Origin of the sequence: Kitasatospora sp. NBC_01287, from assembly GCF_026340565.1 — a bacterium.
Taxonomy (GTDB): domain Bacteria; phylum Actinomycetota; class Actinomycetes; order Streptomycetales; family Streptomycetaceae; genus Kitasatospora.
This window is the reverse complement of the sequence record NZ_JAPEPB010000001.1, coordinates 8399920-8422232: the sequence shown is the minus strand read 5'-3', so window position 1 is coordinate 8422232 and position 22313 is coordinate 8399920. Positions and strand designations below refer to the sequence as shown.

Below are 22313 nucleotides of genomic sequence, written 5' to 3'. Positions count from 1 at the left end.
GCGTGGTCGGCGTGCTCGGCGTGCTCGGCGGTACCGCTCGGGACACCGGTTCCTGACGTGCCTTCAGCTCACCCGCCGCCTGCCACGGGAGACCTCTCCACCCCCGGGTGGAGAACGGGTTCAACCCTCCGCCCACCCGGGGGCCGAGGCGGTGGGGGGCCGGTCGGCGGCACGCTGGTCCCATGAACACCACCGAGTACTGCGTGCAGATCGCCCTGGTCCTGCTGGTCCTGCGGCAGATGAAGGGCGGCAAGCTGGACCTGGCCAGCCTGGTCCTGCCGGTTGTGCTGATCGCCGCCACCGCCGTGTTCTACCTCAAGTCGGTACCCACCGCGGGCGGGGACCTCGGGCTGGAGGTCGGCCTGGCCGCAGCCGGTGTGCTGCTCGGCACGCTGGCCGGCCTGACCACCAAGGTCTGGAACACCCGCGAGGGTGCGTTCGCGAAGGCCGGGCTGCTCGCGGCCGCCTTCTGGGTGGGCGGGATCGGCGCCCGGATCGCCTTCGTCCTGGCCAGTGAGCACACCGGGTTCGGGCAGCGGGTGACCGACTTCAGCCGGAACAACCACATCACCAGCCAGCAGGCCTGGGTGGCCGCCTTCGTCCTGATGGCGCTGGGCGAGGCCGTCTCGCGGCTGCTGACCATCCGGCTCCGCGCGCTGCGCCTGCGCACCGCACCCGGTGCGGTGGCCGCCCGTACCGTCTGACGCCTGGCACACTCCCCCGCGCGACTCCCCCGACCCGCTCCCCGGGCCGGGGGTTTCCCGGGTTTCCCGGGTTTCCCGGGTTTCCCGGGTTTCCCGGGTTTCCCGACCTGCCCGACCTGCCCGACCTGCCCGAGCACCGTGCCCGCCCCGCCTCCGGCCGACGCGGTCCAGCAGCGCGGGAAGTGGCAGCACGAGCAGTTGGAGGGCTGCGGCGGTCAGCAGCGCGGGGGCCGGCGAACGGCTCGCGAGGAGCCCGGACAGGCCCGCACCGAGCGCGAAGCCGGTCAGCTTGAGGCTGGCGCCGGTGGTGAAGAGCTGGCCCCGCAGCCGCGCCGGCGCCTCCCGGTGGCGCACCGCGAAGAGCGCCGTGAGCTGCGGCCCCTCGACGGCACCCAGCAGGACCGCACCTGCCAGCACCGGCCCCGGTCGGCCGGTCGCCACCAGCAGCAGCCCGCCCGCCTGCCCGGTCGGCGCCCAGCGGACCACCGGGTCAGGCGCGAGCACCCGCGGCAGCCGGGCGATCAGCGCGTTGGCCGCCAGCGCGGCACCGGCGATCACGGCGAGCAGCAGCGGGCCGCGCCCGGCGCCGCCGAGCACCCGCGCCCCGAGCAGCGGCACGCAGGCGACCAGCACGCCCTGGCCCGCGCAGGACACCACCGAACTGACGGTGGCCAAGGCCAGCGGACGGCTGCGCAGCGCGGCGCGGAACCCGGCACCCAGCTCGGCGCCCAGCCCACCAACCGCCGCGCCGACAGCGACGTCGCCCTCGCCGTCGCCGTCGCTCGTACGGCCGCCGCCGGGAAGCCGCCACGCCACCGGCACGGCGCAGCAGATCAGGCCGACCGCGGCCGCCACACCGGACCGCGCCCCGGCGAGCCCCGCGACCGCCCCGGCAAGCGCGGGTCCCGCCAGGCTCGCCACGTCGAAGGTCATCGCGTCCAGCGCGCTCGCCCGGGCCCGCCCGCCCGGCGACACCAGGTGGAACAACTGCGCCGTCCAACCGCCGGAGAGTGCGGGAGCGAGCAGGCCCGCCCCGACGGCGATCAGCAGCCCGACCGCCAGGTGCAGGCGGCCCAGGCTCAGCGGCACCGCCGCCAGCGCCACCGCGTAGAGCGCCAGCGCCCCGGCCAGCAGCCGTCCGGGACGGGCCGCGCGGTCGAGCAGCGCTCCGAAGACCGGCCCGCCGACCGCCGCGGCGACGGTGAGCCCGGCCAGCAACGCCGAGGCCGACGCGGTCGATCCAGTGGCCGCCAGCCCTGCCAGCAGCAGGGCCGGACCTGACATCTCGTCACCGATCCGCGCGCCGGCCGCACCGGCGAGGTAGGTCGCCGTCCTCATCCCCGCGGCCGTCCCATCTGTCGCACTCATCCCACCCGTCCCACCTGGCCGCGCCATCCGTGCTGTCCGTGCTGTCCGTGCCATCTCGATCACCCTCCTGGTCCCGCCTGACGGCACGGTATCCAGGTAACGCAATCCTTCGCCAGATGCGTTACATTGCCTGGATGCCACTCACCGACGACGACTGGTCGACCCGCCACTCGGTGGCGGCCACCGCCCGCCGCACCGCCGCACTGGTCAACGTGCTGACCGCCGAGCAGTCGGCACCGGCGGCGGCCGTCGCCGCGGTGCTGCGCGAGCACGGCGAGGGCGACCCGATCGAGCTGACGGAACGCGATCTCGCGGAGCTCCGCGCCGCCGCGCTGCTGCTGCGCGAGGCTTTCGCGGCCGAGGAGGCCGACGCGGTCGCAGGCGTCCTGAACCGGCTGCTCGCCGCGCACACCGGACAGCTGCGCATCTCCTCGCACCGGGGCAGCACTCCATGGCACCCGCACCTGGACGCCGATGACGACGGCCCGTGGGGCGCCTGGCTGCTGGCCTCCTCCTGCCTGGCCCTGACCGTGCTGCTCTGGGACCGCCAGCGCCCGCCGGGCGGACTCTGCGCCTCCCCGAGCTGCCACCAGGTCTTCCTCGCGCAGGGCAGCGGCCCCACTCGCCGCTACTGCTCGCGCCGCTGCGCCACCCGCGAACGGGTCGCCGCGCACCGCCGCGCCCAACCGCACAACTGACCCGGCTGACCCGGCTGACCTGACGGACCCCAGAGACCTGCCAGACCCGCCAGACCCGCCAGACCCGCCAGACCCGCCAGACCCGCCAGACCCGCCAGACCCGCCAGACCCAGCAGACCCAGCAGACCACCCGTCAGGCCGCCCTCTTCCAGCGAGCCCTGGGCCGGGCTAGCCTCCCTTGGGTTGTCCTGGCCTGGCCTGGCCACCGCAGGCTTCCCCCGAGCCCGTCACCACGCCCGGTCCGGACGGCATCCCCTGCGGGAGGCCGCAACCCCCACACCCGAGGACCCCAGACCCGAGGACCCCACACCCGAGGACCCCACACCCGAGGACCGCCGTGCCCGCTGCCAGCCCCGCCAGCGACCCCGCCCGCCGCGCCGCGGTCTACTGCTGGCCGCTGACCGGCGCCACGAGCCGGGACGGTCAGGACAGCCTCGATCTACAGGAGTCACTGGCCCGCGAGCGGAGCGCCGCACTCGGTCTCACGCTGGCCGCCCGCCACGTCTTCACCGACGCCCGCCCGCCGGCCGCCCTGTCCCCCGCGGCGCAGCCGGGCTGGGCCGCGCTGCTCGACGCGGTCACCGCCCAGGAGTTCGGCCACCTCTTCCTGCACCAGGCCGAACGGCTTGCGGAACACCCGTGCGCCCTGACCGAGTTGCTCACCCTCGCCACCCGGCACGGGCTGCGCCTGCACGGGCACCCGCAGGACCTGGACGACCCCGCCGTCCGCGCCGCGCTGCTGCGCCCGGCCGAACGCGCCTGCCGCGCCGCGCGCCTCAGCTCCGAGCGCGCCCGCACCGCGCACCGGGCCGCGGCCGAGGCGGGGCGCACCCACGGCGGCGGGCTGCGCCCATTCGGCTACGCCGCCGGGATGGCCGAACTGGTCGAGGCCGAGGCGGTGGTGGTCCGCGAGCTGTTCGCGCGGTTCCTGGCCGGGGAGTCGCTGCGCGCGCTCGCGCTCGACCTGAACCACCGCCGGATACCCACCGCCTACGGCAAGAACTGGACCGTCAGCGGGGTCGGCCGGCTGATCGCCGCACCGCGCTACGCCGGGCTGCGACTGCTGGCGGGCGGGATCGTGCGCTCGCCCGAGGGCGGCTACCTGAGTGCCGGCTGGCCCGCGTGCGTGAGCGTCGCCGACTGGGAGGCGGCAGGGGAGCTGCGCAGCAGGCGGGCGCGGGAGCAGGCGGCGACCAGCAGGCCGCGGCGCGTGTACCCGCTCACCTCGCTGGTGCGCTGCACCCGCTGCGAACGCCACATGGTGGGGTCGATGGTGGGCACGTACCCGACCTACGCCTGCACCTCCAGCAGCAGCCTGGAGGCGGATCGCTGCTCCCGGCACATCGGCGCCGAGTCGCTGGAGGCGCACGTCACCGAGCGGGCGATCGCGCTGCTCGAAGCCCTCGCGCCGGACCGGGCCGAGCCACCCGCCGACGGCGCGCACCCCCGCGCTCCAAGCCGTCCGGTCCCAAGCCCCCCGGCCCCGAGCGCCCAGCCTCAGCCCCCGCACCGCGCCCTGCACCGCGCCCTGCACGGCGCCCTGCACGGCGTCCCGCTCGGTGCGGCGGCCCGGTCGGGCTGGTCCGGGCTCACCCCGGCCCGCAAGGCCGCGGTCTTCCGGCACCTCTTCGCGAGCATCCGGATCTCCGCGTCCGCCACCAGCCGCGGCGTCTTCGACCCCACCCGGATCGAGATCAGGCCGCGCACCCACCGCCCCGCGACCGGCCCGGCCACTCCGTGACCCCCACTGTCCCCACCACCCTTGCTGTCCCGACCATTCCAACCGCTCGCGCCATCCCGACCACCTTCGGGTGAACCGGGCGGCCGACGCGTTCCCTTGACTATCTCAACCAAGTTGACGTTGGCGTCCAGTGTCTTTCGATTCGCCAGTATCTTTCGATTCAGGAGCCTTGATGTCCAACCCGCCTGTCAACGAGGCAACTTCAGCGGAGGAGACGAGCCCGCGACTGCGCCGCCGCGGCTTCCTCGGCGCGGCCGGCGCGACGGCCGCCCTCGCCGCCACCGCCACCGCCGCCCCCGCGTTCGCCACCACCACCGCACCGCGCGCCGTCCCCGCGCCCGCCGCCGCCCCCGGCAGCACCGGCGGCACGCGCGAGATCGACGCCGACCTCGCCCGCGACCTGGCACGCAAGCTGCTGCTGGTCGGCGACGACGGCTCCGACCTCAAGTACCAGTACCTGCGGATCCTGATCGACGGCCAACTGCCCGCCCGCGCGGCACGCAAGAAGGTGCTCGTGGTGGGCGCCGGCGTGGCCGGCCTGACCGCCGCGACCCTGCTCAAGCAGGCCGGGCACGAGGTGGTGATCATCGAGGCCAACGCGAGCCGGACCGGCGGCCGGGTGAAGACCTTCCGCGGCTTCAAGGACCCGGCGCTGTACGCGGAGGCCGGGGCGATGCGGCTGCCGGACTTCCACCCGCTGGTACTGGCGCTGGCCGACAAGCTGAACCTGAAGCGCCGGCTCTTCTACAACGCCGACGTCGCCCCGGGCGCCGAACCGACCGGCCCGCTGCCGCCGGTGAGCTACCAGGCGTTCACCGGTGAGAGCTGGAGCAACGGCAGCCCCCAGGGCCCGTTCACCCCGCCCCCGGCCACCGACCGCCGGCTGATCCGGGTCAACGATCTCGCCACCACCCGGGCCGGCTACGCGAACAGCCCGCAGCGGATCAACGAGAGCTTCGGCACCGACGCCACCAGCACCATGGCGGACACGATCAACGCCGCGCTGGCCCCGGTGACCGTGCCGACCAACCAGCCGATCGACACCCAGCTGGACGCCTGGACCCGGATCATCCAGGACTACGACGACTACTCGACCCACCGCTTCCTGATCGAGCAGGCCGGCTGGGACCTGGCCACCGTCCAGGCGGCCGGCACCCTGGAGAACCTCACCTCCCGGCTGCACTACTCGCTGATCCCCACCCTGATGGACCACGCCGTGATCCAACCGGGCAACCGCTACTGGGAGTTGGAGGGCGGCACCGACACGCTGACCACCGCGCTCGCCGCGCCGCTGCGCAACGAGCTGCGGATGGGCCGGCGGATGACCCGCCTGGTGCAGACCGACACCGGGGTGCGGATCGAGACCACGGCCGAGAGCGGCACCGAGGAGTCCTGCGACGGCGCGCCCACCGGCCCCGTCGAGTCCTTCGAGGGCGACTACGCGATCGTCACCATCCCGTTCAGCGCGCTGCGCTTCTGCTCCGTCGAGCCGCTGATGTCCTACCCGAAGCGCCGGGCGGTCAACGAGTTGCACTACGACGCGGCGACCAAGGTGCTGCTGGAGTTCAAGACCAGGTTCTGGGAGCAGGGCGGTACCGGTTTCACCGGCGGCGGCTGCACCTCGGACAGCCCCAGCCGCTTCACCTACATGCCCTCGCACTCGCCGGCCGGCTCGCCGGGCGGTGTGCTGCTCGCCTCCTACACCTGGTCCGACGACGCGATGCGCTGGGACTCGCTGACCCCGGGCGAGCGGTACGCCTTCGCGCTGGACGACCTGGCGAGGCTCTTCGGCCCCGGCGTCCGCAAGGAGTTCACCGGCCGGGCCGCCACCCAGTCCTGGGCCCGCGCCCGGTACGCGCTGGGCGAGGCCGGCATCTTCACCCCGGGACAGCTGCACGAGCTGCACCCGGCCACCCGCACGGTGGAGGGCCGGGTGCACTTCGCGGGTGAGCACACCAGCCTGAAGCCGGCCTGGATCGAGGGCGCCCTGGAATCGGCGGTCCGCACCTTCCTGGAGGTGCACCCGCGCTGATCAGCCAGGCGCACCCGCGCTGATCAGCCCGTTCCGGGCGGCCCGCCGACGGGCGGCCCGCCCGGAACGCCCGGCCCGCCCGGCCCGCCTGGATCGCGCAGCATCCGCAGCCGCCGCTGGTACTCCGCTTCGTCGATCTCGCCCCGCGCGTACCGCTCGCCGAGGATGCGCTCGGCCTCGCCGCCGCCCGACGCACCGGGCCCGCCGGCGCCCGGTCCGCCCGCACCGGCGCCACCGTGCGAGGCCGGGTGGTGCCGGCTCCCCAGCAGCCGGACCAGCAGCACGATGAGCACGACCAGCAGTGCGAGCAGCACGAAGCCGCCGATCGAGAAGAGCCAGAAACCGGCGTGCCAGCCGCCGATCCCACCTCCGTGGTGATAGCGGTGGAAGTTCATCTCACGCCACCTCTCCGACCTCGGGTCGAGGCCGTCCGCGCCACCCCCCGCCAGTCGAATCCCCTCCAGTGTGCGCCCCGATCATGAGCGCGCTTCTCAGAAAGCTGCGCGTTCGTGCGCGCAACACCATTGAGCGCGCAGAAACGCACTGCTACCCTCGGCCACGGTCGCGGCTCGCGCACAGCTCCGCGACCTCTCTTGTCATGCACTCACCATCTGCAGGAATGCGCCACGCCGGTTCCGCCTCCCGCTCCCCTCCACGCCCCTGGACGGCTGTATGCGAACGCGCCGAACTCCCCCGCGCCGAACTCCCCCGCCCCGCTCCCTCGCCCTGAGCGCCGTCCTCGCCGTGCTCTGCGCCCTGCTGGGCGGTCAGGTCGCCGCCCGCGCCGCCGCCCCGCCCGGCGGCACCCTGGCCCTGACCGGGCAGCACTCCATCGGCTGGCAGGGCCAGAGCTTCGCACAGGGCTCGGTCCCCGACCCGGCCCACTGCCCGCCACAGGCCCAGGACCCGCAGAACCTGACGTGCGACCACTTCGACCTCACCGTCGACGTCCCCGCGAGCTACTGGCAGGGCAACCCGGACGGCGGCGTCCCGGTCTCCATCAGCTGGGCCGACCAGAACAACGACTTCGACCTCTACATCTACGACAGCGCCGGTCACGAGGTCGCCGAGAGCGCCTCCTCCGCCGACCCCGAGTCGACCGTGGTCCCGAACGCCTCGGGCCTCTACCACGTGCTGGTCGTGCCGTACGCGGTGACCGGCTCCGGCTACACCGCGACCGCGAGCATCCCGCAGCCCACCACGGTCGGCGCCGCCACCGCGCTGACCCACGACGGCAACGGCTACCTGATCCAGGCCGGCAGCGCCAGGGCCCGGATCGACTTCACCGGTGACGACGTCTTCCGGCTCCAGCTGGCCCCCGACGGCACCTTCACCGACCCGCCGGGCCAGGAGATGGTCCCGGACCCGCCCAAGGCCGTCGCCGGTACCCACCAGTGGGACGCCGGTGCCTACTGGGCGGTGGCCTCCAAGGACCTGGTGCTGCGCGCCTACAAGAACCCGCTGCGCTTCGCGCTCTACAGGGCCGACAACCGCACCGTCGTCTGGCAGGAGACCCGCGGCCTGACCTGGACCGGGGACGCGATGCAGCAGACCCTCGCGCGCGGCCCGCAGGAGCAGTTCTACGGCGGTGGCGAGCAGAACGGCAGCTTCTCGCACCGCGACCAGAGCGTGCACGTGGCCAACAGCTTCGACTGGAACGAGGGCGGCTACAACAACTCGCAGCCCTTCTACCTCTCCAGCGCCGGCTACGGGGTCTTCCGCGACACCTTCGCGCCGGGGCTCTACGACTTCGGCGACCCGGTGGCCACCTCGGCCCAGGAGCGCCGCTTCGACGGCTACTACTTCTACGGCCCCGACCTGAAGAAGATCATCGGCCAGTACACCGACCTGGTCGGCAAGCCCTTCATGCCCCCGGTCTACGGCCTGGAGCCGGGCGACTCGGACTGCTACCTGCACAACGCCAACCGCGGTGAGCGGCACACCCTGGACGCGCTCACGGTGGCCGACGGCTACACCGCCAACCAGGACCCGCTGGGCTGGATGCTGGTCAACGACGGCTACGGCTGCGGCTACGAGGACCTCCAGCAGACCGGCCAGGGCCTGCGCGACCACCACATGCAGCTGGGCCTGTGGACCTCCACCGGCCTGCCGGGCCAGGACCAGGAGGTGCAGGCCGGGGTCCGGGTCCGCAAGCTCGACGTCGGCTGGGTCGGCCCCGGCTACCAGTTCGCGCTGGACGGCTGCCAGCAGGCCAAGGACGGCATCGAGCAGAACAGCGACGCGCGCGGCTTCGTCTGGCTGCCGGTCTCCTGGGCCGGCGTGCAGCGCTGCGGAGTGGTGTGGAGCGGCGACCAGACCGGCACCACCGACTACCTGAAGTGGCAGATCCCCACCTACGCGGGCGCCACCATGTCCGGCATCGCCTACGACACCGGCGACGTGGGCGGCATCTTCGGCAGCGATCCGCAGGTGGAGACCCGCGACCTGGAGTGGAAGACCTTCATCCCGACCATCATGACCATGGACGGCTGGGCCGCCACCGACAAGCAGCCCTGGCGCTCCGGCCAGCCCTACAGCGCGGTCAACACGAGCTACCTGCAGCTCAAGGAGCGGCTGCTGCCCTACTTCTACACGCTGGCCGCCCAGGCCCACACGACCGGCGTCGGCCCGGTGCGCCCGCTGGTCCTGGACTACCCGGACGACCCGAACACCTGGGGCGACGCGGCCAAGTACGAGTTCCTCTCCGGTGACGACTTCCTGGTCGCGCCGGTCTACGACGGCTCGCAGACCCGCGACGGCATCTACCTGCCCAAGGGCACCTGGGTCGACTACTGGAGCGGCAAGACCTACCAGGGCCCGACCACGATCAACGGCTACCAGGCGCCGCTCGCCACCCTGCCGCTCTTCGTCAAGGCGGGCGCGGTGGTGCCGATGTGGCCGCAGGGCACCCTCTCCTGGCAGACCCGGGACACCAGCAGGCTGGCCTACGACATCTACGCCCAGGGGCAGTCGGACTACACCCTCTACGAGGACGACGGCACCACCCGGGCCTACCAGCAGGGTGCCGACGCCACCCAGCGGGTCGACGTGCGGGCCCTGGGCCAGGGGCACGGGGTGACCGAGGTGACGGTCGGCCCGAGCGTCGGCGACTACACCGGCAAGCCCGCCGCCCGCGCGTACGACTTCACGGTGCACGTGGGCGCCGCGCCGGCGGCGGTGCTGCTGGGCGGCCGCCCGCTGCCCGCCGTCAGCACGCCCACCATCACCACGCCCACCGTCACCACGGCGGCCGCGCCCGCGGCGGCCACCGGCGGCTGGTGGTACGACGCGGCGGCCGGTGTGGTGCACATCAGCACACCGCGGGAGTCCACCGGGAGCGGCTTCTCGCTGCTGCTGGCGGGCTCGGGCGGGCTCGCCCACTGACGAGCGGAACGGCCGGTGGCCGCCGGGACCCGCGGAACTCGCGGCACCCGGCGGCCACCGCTGATCGATGGGATGATCGATCGAGGAGTGCCCCTCGTTCGGCAGGAGGGACCATGGCCGATCCCGGCGCCCCACTCTCCTTCCTCGACGACGCGCAGGCCCGCGAACTGCTGGCCGTCCTCGGCACCGCGCTCGGCGAGCGGCCCGAGCTGGAGACGCTGCTGAGCGACTACCACCTGGTCCGCCAGATCCTGGACCGCGCCACGGTGGGCATCGCCGTCCTCGACCTGGAGCTGCGCTACCAGTACGTCAACGCCACCCTCGCCGCCGTCAACGGCGTCAGCGCGGCCGGGCACACGGGGCGCACCATCGCCGAGGTGGTCCCCGGGATCGACGCCGGCGCCGCCGAGGCCGAGCTGCGCGCCGTGCTGGCCGACGGCAAGCCGCGGGTGCACACCGTCGAGGGGACCACCGCCTCCGGACCGCCGACCGAGCGGCGCTGGTGGCACAACTCCTACCACCGCTTGGAAGCCGCGGACGGCACCGCGCTGGGCCTGGTCGCGATGGTGCTGGAGATCACCGAGGACCGCCGGATCCGCCAGGCGCTGGACCGGGCCAGGGTCCGCCTGGCGCTGCTGGACGAGGCCGCCACCCGGATCGGCACCACCCTCGACGTGCAACAGGCCGCCAAGGAGCTGACCCGGTTGCTGGTGCCCCGGCTGGCCGACGCCGCCATGGTCGACATCCTGGAGCCGGAGCGGCCCGCGGCCGAGAACGGCGGCGGGCCGGCGATGCGCCGGCTCGCCTTGAGCAGCACGCCGGAGCTGGTCGGCCTCGCCGCCTCGATCGGCGGCACCGGCGCGGCGGTCCACCCGCAGCCGGGCTCGGCCGCCGCCCGGTGCGTGCTGGAGCAGCGGCCGGTCGTGCTCAACTTCCCGACCGACGCCCAGTTGCGCACCACCGCGCCCAACGCCGCCCGGATCAGCCGCTACCGGCGGCTCGGGCTGCACTCGGGCGTCTACGTGCCGCTCACCGCGGGCGGCCTGGTGATCGGCACGGTGATCCTGATCCGGGGCGGCGACTCACCCGCCTTCAGCCCGGACGAGGTGGCGCTGATGGTCGAGCTGGCGGGCCGGGCCGGCTCGGGGATCAACAACGCGCAGCTCTACTCGCACGAGCACGAATCCGCGCTGGCCCTGCAGCGGGCACTGCTGGCCGAGCCGATGACCCCGCACCCCGACGTCGAGTCCGCCGGGCGCTACCTGCCGGCCGGCACCAGCGCCGAGGTGGGCGGCGACTGGTACGACACGGTGGCGCTGCCCGGCGGACGGACCCTGCTGGTGGTGGGCGATGTGATGGGGCACGGTCTCGACGCGGCCGCCACCATGAGCGAGTACCGCTCGCTGGTGCGGGCGCTGGCGCTGCAGCGGCGCTCGCCGGCCGGGATCCTGCGCGAGGCGGAGCGGATCACCGAGGCGCTCGAACAGGAGCGGGTCGCGACCTGCGTGCTGGCGCTGCTCGACCCCGCCTCGCAGCTGTGCACCTTCGCCACCGCCGGCCACCTGCCGCCGCTCCAGCTCGACCGGCCGCACCTGCGCGGCCGCCTGCTGCGGCTGCCGGTCGGCCCGCCCCTGGGCGCGGGGGCGGGCGGCCACAGCCAGCTCACCCTGCCGTTCGGCCCGGGTTCGACGCTGCTGCTCTACACCGACGGCCTCATCGAGCGCCGCACCCGCGACATCGAGGAGTCGCTCACGGCACTGGCCGCGCTGCGCTTCGACCCGGCCGCCCCGCTGGAGCACCTGATCGACACCGCGCTGACCGGACTGTCCGCCGGCCACGGCGAGGACGACGTCGCCATCCTCGCCACCCGCCTCTCCGCACCGAGCGAGACCGTCTGAGCACCCGGGCGGTGGGGGACGGCGCTACGCCTCGCCCGGCCGCCAGGAGGGCCACTCCCAGGGATGGTCCTGCCACTCGACCTGCTCGGGGTCGTCCATGTCGATCCGCGGGAAGAGGCGCGCCGCCTCGGCCCGGAACTCCGCCTGCTCGACCGGCTCCCAGGAGTGCCCCTTGAAGCGGACCAGGCGGTAGCGGCTGTCGCTGCTCAGCGCGGCGACCTCGACCAGCGGATCATGACTCGCGTTCGTGTCCATACCACCAGGCTGCGCCTCCTGCCGGGAGATCGCAGCGCCCGCCGCCTTCGACCTCGCCGTCCTCACCCCGTCACCGCGATCCCGTCCGGCACGTTGCCGGTCGCGATCGGCGGCCCGACCTGGCCGGTGGCCACCGTCACCGGGCGCACGTCGTTGACGTTGCTGTCCACCACCCAGGCCGTGCTCCCGTCCGGTCCGAACGCCACCGCGTAGGCCCCGGCACCGGTCGCCAGCAGCGGCCCCGGGGTGCCGGTCGCCACCGCGATCGGGGTGACGCCGCCGCTGCCCGCGTCGGTGACGTAGAGCGTGCCGCCGTCCGGGGTGAGCGCCAGGCCCTCGGGCGCGGCGCCGACCGGCACGGTGCCCAGCAGCCGGTAGCCACGTGCGTCGAGCACGCTCACCGCGCCGCTGCCGTTGTCGCTCACATAGGCCCGGCTGCCGTCCGGGGTCAGCGCGACGCCGAACGGCGCGGTGCCGACCGGGATCGTGGCGGTCACCGCACGGCTCGCCAGGTCGACCACGCTGACCGTGCCGTCCCCCTGGTCCGCGACCCACAGGTGGGCACCGTCGGGCGACACCGCCACCCGCTCGGGCTGGCTGCCCACCCGCACCGGCGGGCCGGCCGCCAGGGTCGCGGTGTCGATCGGCTGCACGGTGCCGTCGCCGAAGTCGCTCACCCAGACCGTCTTCCCGTCCGGGGTGGCGGCCAGGCCCGCCGCGACGCCGCCGACCTTCACGGTGGCGGTCACGGCATTGCTGGTGGTGTCGATCACCGTGACGTCGTCGCTGTTGTTGTCGGCCACGAAGAGGTGGCCGGCGGCGACCACCATGCCGTCGGGGCCGCTGCCCACCGGGATCGGCGGGCCCGCGGTGCGGGTGCGGGTGTCCACCGGGGTGACGGTGTTGTCGCTGTAATTCGAGACGTAGGCGGTGGGGATGGTCTCGCCGGGGCGGGCCACGGTGACCAGCAGTGAGGTGTGCGCGATCACCGCGCCGTCGGCCTCGTGCGCGTCCACCCCGACCTGGTAGTACCCGGTGGCCGCGTCCGCCGCCGCGGTGAGCGTCACCGGGGTGCGTGCGGTGGCGCCCGGGGCGACGGTGGCGGTGCCGGCGGCGGGGCTCGCGGTCAGCGCCGCCGGGACGTCGGTCAGACTCCAGCTGACGGTGGCCGGCACCGCGCCCGCGCTGTTGTCGACCGTGATGCCGAAGCCGCTCCCGGCGCCGGGCGCGATCCGCAGCTGGGCCGGATCGGCGCTGACGGCCGCCCGGGTGGTGGGCGGGAAGTGCACAGGACCGGCGCCGAAGGAGGGCGGCGCGTCGCCGGCGCCGCTGCCCCAGGCCGGGTCCGGGTTGGTCCCGAGGGTGAAGTCGAGCCGGTGGGCGCGGGTCGGATCGATCCAGGTGCGGCTGCTCGGCCGGCCGTCGACGGCCAGGCTCTGCACGTAAGTGCCGCCAGCGCCAAGGGCGTTGATGGTCAGGTCGCCGTGCCCGGTGTGCAGCACGGCGTGCGGGAAGAGCGGGCTGCCCAGCACCAGCATCGGCACTCCCGGCGTCTGCGGGTAGAGCCCGAGCGCCGCCCAGACGTACCAGGAGCTCATCGCGCCGAGGTCGTCGTTGCCGGGTTCGCCACCCGGGCCGAGCCGGTAGAGCTGGTCCATGACGGCCCGCACCGTGGCCTGCGTCTTCCAGGGCTGCCCGGCGGTGTCGTAGGCCCAGGGGGTGTCGAAGGCCGGCTCGTTGCCCTGCCAGTGGTAGGGCAGGTCTGGACCGGCGTTCAACTGGCTGAAGTAGGCGTCCAGTCGGCCGGCCGCGGCCGCCGGACCGCCCATCCCCGCCATCAGCGCGGCCAGGTTCTGCGGGACCATCCAGGTGTACTGCGCCGCGTTGCCCTCCTGGAAGCCGCTCTGGCCGAAGCCGCCGGTGGTCTGCACGGGCGGGCCGCTGGGGAAGGCCCCCTGGGCGTCCCGGGGGCGCAGGTAGCCGGTGGCGGTGTCGAAGAGCTGGGCCCAGTTCTGCGAGCGGCCGGCGAAGCGCGCCGCGGTGTCCCGCTGCCCGAGCGCGCCGGCCAGCCGGGAGACCGCGAAGTCGTCCAGCGCGTACTCCAGCGTCTCCGAGGCGCCGTTGGGCACCGGGCTGATCGAGTCGGAGCCCAGGTTGGGCACGTAGCCGCGGCTGAGGTAGGCGGCGGCGTTCGGGCGCTCCACGTACCAGCCCTGGCCGGGCGGGCCGCCGGTGGCCTCCGCGCCGTTCACCATGGCCGCCAGCGCCTTGCCCGCGTCGAAGTCGCGGGCCCCGAAGGCGTAGGCGTCGGCCAGGATCGGATCGGCCGGGTCGCCGTTCATCACCCCGCTCTCGCCGTTGGCCACCGGCCACTTGGGCAGCCAACCGCCCATCTGGTCGGCGTCGTCCAGCAGCGAGGTGGCCATGTCGCCCATCCTGTCGGGGGCGATCAGGGCGAGCAGCGGGATCTGCGAGCGGTAGATGTCCCAGCCCGAGTAGTCGGCGTACTGCGCATGGCCCTTGGGCACGTGGTGCACCGCGTTGTCGAAGCCGAGGTAGCTGCCGTCCGCGTCGCTGAAGGTGTTGGGGTGCAGCAGCGAGTGGTAGAGCGCGGTGTAGAAGGTGGCCTGCTGCTGCCGGGTGCCACCGCCGATCGCGACCGCCCCGAGCGCCCGGTTCCAGGCGTCGTGGGTCTGCCGGGCCACCGCGTCGACGTCCCAGCTCCTGGCCTCGGCGGCGAGGTTGGCCTCGGCGCCCCGCACGCTGACGTAGGAGAGGGCCACCTGCATGCCGACCACGGGGTCGGTGCGGGTGTCGAAGGTCAGCCAGCCGCCCGCCACCACGGCACCGTCCGGCGCGGTGCGCTGCCGCGCGGCCGGGCCGCCCTGCGCCGCCTGCGCGGTGCCGCCCGGCTGCGCGCTGAGGGGCGGCTGCGCGCTGGCGGGCGGCTGCGCGTCCGGACCGCTGACGCTCACGCTGCCGCTACCCGGACGCGGCACCGCGCTCGCGGCGTCCTGGCCGCCCCAGGTGCCCACCGAGCTGAACGGGCGGTCGAAGCGGGCGGCGAAGTGCACGGTGTAGCTGTCCGGTTGACCGCAGAAGTGGCCGCTGGTCACGGTGCCGGTGATCTCCCGGTCGCCGACGGTCTGGAACGCCGCCGCCGAGCTGCCGTTGGCACTGTCGGCGACCTTGACCAGCAGCAGGGCCCGGTCGGTCGCCGGGTAGCTGAAACTTCCCACCCCGGCACGGGTACTGACGGCCAGTCGGGTTCGCACGCCGCCGGCGGTGACCGCGTACGAACCGGGACCGGCCTGCTCGCTCGCGTGGTCGAAGGGCGCGCCGGCCGCTCCGGGATCGGCGGGCAGCGCGCCGGTGAGCGGCAGGAACGGGATGTCGCCCGCGATCGAGCAGCCAGGACCGGAGAGGTGGGTCAGACTGTAGCCGGTGATCGCCTGGTCCGCGTCGTCGTAGCCGCCGCCCGGCGGACGTGACGGTGTGTCAGGACTCCACTGCAGCATACCGAACGGCGCGTCGGCCCCCGGAAAGGTGTCCACCTGGCCGACCACGCCGCCGCCGTTGCCGGTGCCCGCGAAGGTGTCGACCAGGGCGGCCGGGTCGGTGACCCGGTCCGCCGGCGCCTCGGCGCCCGCCCGGGCGGCCGGGGCGAGGGTGAGGGCGGCCAGCAGGGCACCGGCGAGCAGCAGTGCTCGGGGGCGCCGGGCGGTGGCGGCTGACAGGCGGAGCACGCGGGCACCTCGCGTCCGGTCGGGGGCAAGTCGGGTCAGATCAGGTGCGGTTCATGCCGGTCCAGGGGGGCGGACGTCAGGAGTCGCAGTCCGTCCGGTACAGGAAGCGAGACATGCTCGGGTCGCCCACGTTGTCCCGGGTGATGCCGGCCAGATCGGTCTGGATGCTCCCGGTCACCGGCTTGCCGGTCAACGCGTTCACCAACTGGTCCACCGCCTGCTGCCCGATCCCGTACGGGTCCTGCGAGATCAACGCGTCCACCGCGCCGCTCTTCAGCTCGCTGACCTGCTGCGGGCCGGCGTCGAAGGAGACCACCTTCACCGCGCCCTGCCTGCCCGCGTTCTTGAGCCCGGTGCCCACCCCTTCACCGGTCTGCGAGTTGGCGGCGAAGATGCCCACCAGGTGCAGGTGGGCGGCGAGTTCGTCACCTACGGCGGCGGCCGCGCCTTGCGCGGTATCGCCCACCTGGCGGGTGTCGTCGATCCGCAACCCCGGGTACTTCGAGGCGAGTTGCTGCTTGAAGCCCTGGATCCTGGCATTGGTGGTGGTCGTGGTCAGGTCCGGGGTGAGCAGCACCACCTCGCCGCTGCCGCCGGTCAGCTGCGCCATGCTGTCGGCCGCCTGCCGGCCACCCTGGAGGTTGTCGGAGGAGATCCGGGTGACACCGATCGAGGAGTCGGTCAGCGTGGTGTCGACGATCGCCACCTTGGTCCCGCCGCTCTGCAGGGTGCGGATCGGCCCCTGCAGCGAGTTCGGGTCCACCGGCGAGATCAGCACGCCGCCGGGACGGGTCGCGGTCACCGCGGAGACCGAGCCGACCTGCTCGGGCACGCTCCAGTCGGCCGAGCCGGTGGCGGTGAACTTCTCGCCCAGCTTGGCCGCCTCGGCCTGCGCGCCGCACTTCATGGTGATGTAGAACGGGTCGCCGGTCTTGCCGGCCACGAAGGTGATGCTCTTGCCGCCCGATCCGCCGGAGCCCGAGCCGGAGCCCGTGCCCGTGCCCGAGCCCGAGCCCGAGCCCGAGCCTCCCGAGCTTGAGCACCCGGCCGCCAGCGCGAGCAGCGCCACCGCACCCACTGCCAAAGCCTTGCCGTGCACCGTGAGTTCCTCCTTGCTGGGGTTGCCGGTCATCGGTTGCCGCGTCTGCGGCGGCGCAGCTGGTCGAAGTAGACGGCCAGGATCAGCACCGCCCCCACCGCCACGGTCTGCCAGAAGGACTGCACCTGAAGGATGGTGAAGCCGCTCTGCAGCACCGCCGGGATGAAGACGCCGATCACGGTGCCGATCACCGTGCCGACGCCGCCGAAGAGGCTGGTCCCGCCGAGCACCACCGCGGCGATGGCGTTCAGGTTGTCCTGGGCCCCGCTGGTCAGCGTGGTGCTGCTGTAGTGCGCGAGGTTGAGCACGCCCGCCAGGCCGGAGAGCAGGCCGGAGAGGGCGTAGACCTTGATCAGGTGCCGGTCGACCCGGATGCCGACCCGGGCGGCCGCCTCCTCGTTGGAGCCGACCGCCAGTGTGTAGCGGCCGAACCTGGTGGCGTGCAGCGCCGGCGCGGCCAGCGCGACCACCAGCACCGCCACCACGATCAGCCAGGGGATGCCGAGCACACTGCCGCTTCCGACCGAATTCGCCAGCGAGGAAGGCACGTTGCCGACATCGATGCCATGGGTGAGCACCTGCCCGAGGCCGAGCGCGATGCCCAGCGTGCCCAGCGTGACGATCAGCGGCGGGACCTTGGCCTTGGCCACCCAGACCCCGTTGAAGATCCCCCAGCCGAGCCCCGCCAGCAGGCCGGCCAGCACGCCGATCAGCACCGCGCCGGTGCCGGCGTCGGGGCTCGGGTCCAGCGCGTTCATCGTCCTGACCGCGACCACGCCGGAGAAGATCAGCACCGAGCCGACCGACAGGTCGATCCCCGAGGTGACGATGACGAAGGTCTGGCCGACCGCGAGCACCACCAGGATCGAGGACTCCACGGCGATGCTGCGGAACTCGAAGCCGGTGGCGAAGGCGTCCGGGCGCAGCGCCGAGAAGGCCGCCACCAGCACCAGCAGCACCAGGAAGGTCCAGAGCGTGTTCTGGGCGCGGGCGCGCTGCCAGAGCGGCCGGAACTGCCGGAGCGGCCGGAGCGGCCAGGACGGGCGCTTCGCCGGTGCGGGCGCCGGCCCGGGCGGGGCGGTGTCGCTCACGGCTGCTCCCCCTCGTTCACCAGGGCGCCGGTCATCGCGGCCACCAGTTCGTCCAGCGAGGTCCCCGCCGCCGTGAAGCGCGCCACCCGCCGCCCGAGCCGCAGGACTTCGACCCGGTCGGCCACCGCGAGCACATCGGGCATGTTGTGGCTGATCAGCACCGTGGCCACGCCCCGGTCGCGGACCTTGCGGATCACGTCGAGCACCCGGGCGCGCTGCACCACGCCGAGCGCGGCGGTCGGTTCGTCCATGAAGACCACCCGGGAGGCCCAGGCCACCGAGCGGGCGATCGCCACGCTCTGCCGCTGGCCGCCCGAGAGGGTGGCCACCGGGGCGTCGATGTCCCCCAGCTCGACGCCGAGTTCGGCGAACGCGGCCGCCGAGCGGGCCCGCATGGCGCGCTTGTCCAGCACCCCGAGGGCGCCGAGCGGCCCCGCGCGCAGCAACTCGCGTCCGAGGAACAGGTTCGCCGCGGCGTCCAACTCGGCGGCCAGCGCCAGGTCCTGGTAGACGGTCTCGATGCCCAGCCGCTGGGCCTGCCGCGGGGTGCCGAAGAGGACCGGCCGGCCGTCCATCCGGATCTCGCCGCGGTCCGGGGCCACCGCCCCGACCAGGGTCTTCACCAGGGTGGACTTGCCCGCGCCGTTGTCACCGATCAGGGCCACCACCTCGCCCGGGTGGACGGTGAAGTTCGCGCCGCGCAGCGCCTCCACCTGGCCGTACGTCTTCCACAGGCCGCGTGCGTCGAGCAGCGGTTCGGGCATCTCTCCTCCGCCCTGACAACGTTGTCACCGTCTGCATGAACTCACGCATGACGGTGCACTGTCAATGCCGCGGGCTGAACTGGCCGATCGTCAATTGCCACTGATCAAAGGTCAGTTGCCTGCTCCTGACAGGGCGTCGGGCAGCTGCCTATACTGCGCTGGCAACGTTGCCGGCGCGCCATCGGCAACGTCGCCGGCGAGTCATCATCGGTCCAGCGCGTGCGGAAGGTGCCAGCGGATGCCCGAGGCCCAGACGCGGCCCGAGCCCGCACCCGCGGGGCGGTCCACCATGAAGGACGTGGCGGCCGCGGCGGGCGTCGGGATCAAGACCGTCTCCCGGGTGGTCAACGAGGAGTCCGGTGTCACGGCCGGGACGGCGGCCCGGGTCCGCCAGGCCATCGAGACCCTCGGCTACCGGCGCCACGACGGGGCCCGGCTGCTGCGCCAGGGCCTGCGCACCGGCAGCGTCGGCCTGATCATCGAGGACCTCGCCGACCCGTTCTACGCGGCGCTCTGCCGGGCCGTGGAGGAGGCGGCCCGGCACCGCGGCTCGCTGCTCTTCGCCGGCTCCTCGGCCCAGCAGCCACCGCGCGAACGCGAGCTGGCGCTGACCTTCTGCGCCCGCCGGGTGGACGGCCTGATCCTGGTCCCGACCGGGACCGACCAGGGCTACCTGCTGCCCGAGCAGAGCGCCGGCACCCCGATCGTCTGCGTGGACCGCCCGGCCACCGGCCTGGTGGCCGACACCGTGCTCAGCGACAACGCGCGCGGCGCCCGCGAGGGCACCGAGCACCTGCTGCGCCAGGGGCACCGCCGGATCGGCTTCCTCGGCGACTGCCCGGAGCTGCACACCGCGGCCGAGCGGCTGCGCGGCTACCGCGCCGCGCTGGCCGGGGCCGGCCTGCGCGGCCGGGCCGACTGGGTGGCGATGGGCGCGCCGGAGCCGGCCCGGCTGCGACCGGCCCTGGAGCGGATGCTGGCCGGGCGCCGGCCGGTCACCGCGCTGCTCTGCGGCAACAACCGGATCACCGTCACCGTGCTGCGCGAACTGGCCTCGCTCCCCCACCGCCCGGCCCTGGTCGGCTTCGACGACTTCGAACTGGCCGATCTGCTCGCCCCGCCGGTGACCGTGATCGCCCAGGACCCGGCCGGACTCGGCCGCACCGCCGCCGAACTGCTCTTCGCCCGCCTGGCCGGCGAGCGCGGCCCGGCCCAGCGGATCGAGCTGCCCGCCAGGCTGATCCCACGCGGCTCCGGCGAACTCCCCGCCCGGTAGCCCGGGCGGGCCGCCCGTCATCGCGGACGAAGTGCCCGAAGTGCTGGACGAATCGCTCGAAATACTGGGCGAAAACCCTTGACCACGGGGAAATACGGAGGAAACTGGGCATTACACCGGAATACCGGAGAGAGCCACACCGCCTGCGGAGACGTCCCGCCGGCCGGCCGCGTGACCCTGATCCAGGCTCTGGCCAGACCCCCGATGGTCCCGTTCGAGACCGGAGTGGCCGGCGACGACCGGCACCCATGGATCGAGCCGCACCACCGGGGGCCGCCACTTGCCCACGCGCCGCACAGGTTTGAAGCCCACCACGCCACGCCAGGTATAGGGGATGACCGATCCCGCCCCCGCCCTGCTCCTCTCCGACGAGGTGCGCGACGCCCTCGCCGACCGCCGCCCCGTGGTCGCCCTGGAGTCCACGATCATCGCCCACGGCCTGCCACGACCTCGCAACCTGGCGGTGGCAAGGGAGTTGGAGGAGCTGGTCAGGGCCGGCGGCGCCGTGCCGGCCACCATCGCGGTACTGGACGGCATCGCCCGGATCGGCCTGGCCGAGCCGGAGCTGCTGCGGGTCGCCGAGGACCGGGCGCTGCGCAAGTTCGGCTTCCGCGATCTCGCCCCGGCGCTGGCGAGCGGCGCGAGCGGGGCGACCACCGTCTCCGGCACGGCCTTCCTGGCCGCCCGGGCCGGGATCCGGGTCTTCGCCACCGGCGGCCTGGGCGGCGTGCACCGGGGCTGGACCGAGACCATGGACGAGTCGGCCGACCTCAACCTGCTCTCCCGGACCCGGATCACCGTGGTCTGCGCCGGAGTGAAGTCGATCCTGGACGTGCCGGCCACCCTGGAGCGGCTGGAGACCCTGGGGATCACCGTGCTGGGGTACCGCACCGCCGAGTTCCCCGGCTTCTACCTGCGCACCTCGGGCCGGCCGGTCGATTGGACCGTCCAGCAGGCCTGGGAGGTGGCCCAGTTGATGCTCCGTCAGGATCAGCTCGGCGGGCTGGAATCCGCGCTCGTGGTGGCCAACCCGGTATCGGCCGAAGAGCAGTTGGACCCACTGCTGCACGACCGGGTGCTCGCCGAGGGTCTGGCGGCGGCCGAGCGGGCCGGGGCCACCGGGCAGGCGGCGACCCCCTTCCTGCTCGCCCACCTCGCCGAGCACACCGCGGGCGCCTCGCTGGAGGCCAACCTCGCGGCGGTGCGCGGCAACGTCAGGCTCGCCGCCGAGATCGCCGCCGACTGGGCGGGCCCGCACCGGTGACGCCTGCCCCGGTGACACCCGCACCAGTGACGCCCGCGCCGGTCAGGCCCGCGCCGGGCGCCCTGCTGGTCATCGGCGACATCGCCACCGACATCGTCGCCCTGCTCGGCGCGCCGCTCGCCCCGGACACCGACACCGCCGCCCGGATCACCCTGCGCCCCGGCGGCTCGGCGGCCAACACGGCTGCCTGGGCGGCGCGTTCGGGCGCCGAAGCGCGCCTGCTGTCCCGGGTCGGGGCGGACTTCGCGAGCTGGCACCGGGCCGAACTGCTGGCCGCCGGAGTGCGGCCGGTGCTGACGGTCGATCAGGAGCTGGCCACCGCGACAGTGATCGCCCTGGTGGACATGGCCGCCGAGCGCAGCTTCCTGACCGACAGCGGCGCCGCCCTGCGCCTGGGCCCCGCGGACTGGGACCCGGCCCTGCTGGCCGGCGCCGGACACCTGCACCTCTCCGGCTACCTGCTCTTCTCCACGCCGGGCCGCGCGCTGGCCCGGCGCGCGATCACCGCCGCCCGCGCCGCCGCACTGCCGGTGAGCGTCGATCCGGCCTCCACCGGCTTCATCGAGGAGCTGGGCACCGTCGCCTTCCTGGCCGCGATCGAGGGCGTCGACCTGCTGCTGCCCAACCTCGCCGAGGCCCGGCTGCTCTCCGGCGCCACCGATCCGAGCACCGCCGCCGAACGACTCAGCGCCGCCTTCGGGCAGGCGGTGGTGACCCTGGGCCCCGCCGGCGCGATCACCGCCGAGGCCGGCGCCGTCGTTGCCCGGGTGCCGGGCGTCCCGGCGGCGGCGCTCGACAGCACCGGGGCGGGCGACGCCTTCGCCGGTGCCTTCCTCGCCGCCCGGCTGCGCGGCGCGGACCTCACCGCGGCCACCGCCGCCGGCTGCCGCACCGGCGCCGAGGCGGTCACGGTGATCGGCGGCCGTCCCACCCACCGAGCAATAGCCAAGTAACAGCCAAAGAACCCTATTGCCTCTTACTCGATGCCGAGTA

At 74.1% G+C, this 22313-nt stretch carries 14 protein-coding genes and 2 pseudogenes; 9 read left to right on the top strand and 7 right to left on the bottom strand.

Annotated elements, in window-relative coordinates; translation table 11 throughout:
• Positions 1-182 precede the first annotated feature (182 nt).
• Positions 183-704, top strand: a complete 522-nt coding sequence (locus OG455_RS36015) for a hypothetical protein (RefSeq protein WP_266300479.1) — start codon at positions 183-185, stop codon at positions 702-704.
• Positions 705-1268: 564 nt separating this feature from the next.
• Here the strand turns inward: OG455_RS36015 and OG455_RS42175 are convergent.
• Positions 1269-1988 (bottom strand): annotated as a pseudogene (locus OG455_RS42175) (MFS transporter); the annotation flags it as partial.
• A 218-nt stretch (positions 1989-2206) separates the two neighbouring features.
• Here OG455_RS42175 and OG455_RS36005 point away from each other — a divergent pair.
• The 3 genes from OG455_RS36005 (at position 2207) to OG455_RS35995 (ending at position 6543) form a co-directional block, all read left to right on the top strand.
• On the top strand, positions 2207-2770 hold the full coding sequence (locus tag OG455_RS36005; RefSeq protein WP_266300478.1) for a CGNR zinc finger domain-containing protein: 564 nt from the start codon (positions 2207-2209) through the stop codon (positions 2768-2770).
• A 337-nt stretch (positions 2771-3107) separates the two neighbouring features.
• Positions 3108-4511 carry a recombinase family protein gene (locus OG455_RS36000; protein ID WP_266300477.1) on the top strand — a complete coding sequence of 468 codons (1404 nt, stop codon included), beginning with the start codon at positions 3108-3110 and terminating at the stop codon, positions 4509-4511.
• Between the two features lie 172 nt (positions 4512-4683).
• A complete protein-coding gene (locus tag OG455_RS35995; RefSeq protein WP_266300476.1) occupies positions 4684-6543 on the top strand; it encodes an FAD-dependent oxidoreductase in 1860 nt (619 codons plus the stop codon).
• A 23-nt stretch (positions 6544-6566) separates the two neighbouring features.
• Here OG455_RS35995 and OG455_RS35990 read toward each other — a convergent pair whose 3' ends face one another.
• Positions 6567-6938 (bottom strand): SHOCT domain-containing protein, encoded by a 372-nt coding sequence (locus OG455_RS35990; RefSeq protein WP_266300475.1) that lies wholly within the window; start codon positions 6936-6938, stop codon positions 6567-6569.
• A 790-nt stretch (positions 6939-7728) separates the two neighbouring features.
• Here OG455_RS35990 and OG455_RS35985 point away from each other — a divergent pair.
• Positions 7729-9909: pseudogene (locus tag OG455_RS35985) on the top strand (TIM-barrel domain-containing protein); the annotation flags it as partial.
• A gap of 131 nt (positions 9910-10040) precedes the next feature.
• A complete protein-coding gene (locus OG455_RS35980) occupies positions 10041-11825 on the top strand; it encodes a SpoIIE family protein phosphatase (RefSeq protein WP_266300474.1) in 1785 nt (594 codons plus the stop codon).
• 24 nt (positions 11826-11849) lie between these two features.
• Here the strand turns inward: OG455_RS35980 and OG455_RS35975 are convergent, their stop codons facing one another.
• The 5 genes from OG455_RS35975 to OG455_RS35955 all read right to left on the bottom strand — a co-directional run bounded on the left by OG455_RS35975 (position 11850) and on the right by OG455_RS35955 (position 18780).
• A complete protein-coding gene (locus OG455_RS35975) occupies positions 11850-12080 on the bottom strand; it encodes a hypothetical protein (RefSeq protein WP_266300473.1) in 231 nt (76 codons plus the stop codon).
• A gap of 62 nt (positions 12081-12142) precedes the next feature.
• Complete coding sequence (locus OG455_RS35970; protein ID WP_266300472.1) at positions 12143-15826, bottom strand: GH92 family glycosyl hydrolase; 3684 nt, start codon at positions 15824-15826, stop codon at positions 12143-12145.
• A gap of 76 nt (positions 15827-15902) precedes the next feature.
• Positions 15903-16958, bottom strand: coding sequence for an ABC transporter substrate-binding protein (locus OG455_RS35965; RefSeq protein ID WP_266300471.1), 1056 nt, complete (start codon positions 16956-16958; stop codon positions 15903-15905).
• Positions 16955-18016 carry an ABC transporter permease gene (locus OG455_RS35960; protein ID WP_266300470.1) on the bottom strand — a complete coding sequence of 354 codons (1062 nt, stop codon included), beginning with the start codon at positions 18014-18016 and terminating at the stop codon, positions 16955-16957. The genes OG455_RS35965 and OG455_RS35960 overlap by 4 nt, the downstream gene beginning before the upstream one ends.
• A complete protein-coding gene (locus OG455_RS35955) occupies positions 18013-18780 on the bottom strand; it encodes an ATP-binding cassette domain-containing protein (RefSeq protein WP_266300469.1) in 768 nt (255 codons plus the stop codon). The genes OG455_RS35960 and OG455_RS35955 overlap by 4 nt, the downstream gene beginning before the upstream one ends.
• Positions 18781-19018: 238 nt before the next feature.
• On the opposite strand from OG455_RS35955, the gene OG455_RS35950 reads away from it, so the two are divergent.
• The 3 genes from OG455_RS35950 to OG455_RS35940 all read left to right on the top strand — a co-directional run bounded on the left by OG455_RS35950 (position 19019) and on the right by OG455_RS35940 (position 22273).
• On the top strand, positions 19019-20056 hold the full coding sequence (locus tag OG455_RS35950; protein WP_266300468.1) for a LacI family DNA-binding transcriptional regulator: 1038 nt from the start codon (positions 19019-19021) through the stop codon (positions 20054-20056).
• 334 nt (positions 20057-20390) lie between these two features.
• Entirely contained in the window at positions 20391-21320 is a 930-nt protein-coding gene (locus OG455_RS35945; RefSeq protein WP_266300467.1) for a pseudouridine-5'-phosphate glycosidase, read from the top strand.
• An 11-nt stretch (positions 21321-21331) separates the two neighbouring features.
• Positions 21332-22273, top strand: a complete 942-nt coding sequence (locus tag OG455_RS35940; protein ID WP_266300466.1) for a carbohydrate kinase family protein — start codon at positions 21332-21334, stop codon at positions 22271-22273.
• Positions 22274-22313 lie beyond the last annotated feature (40 nt).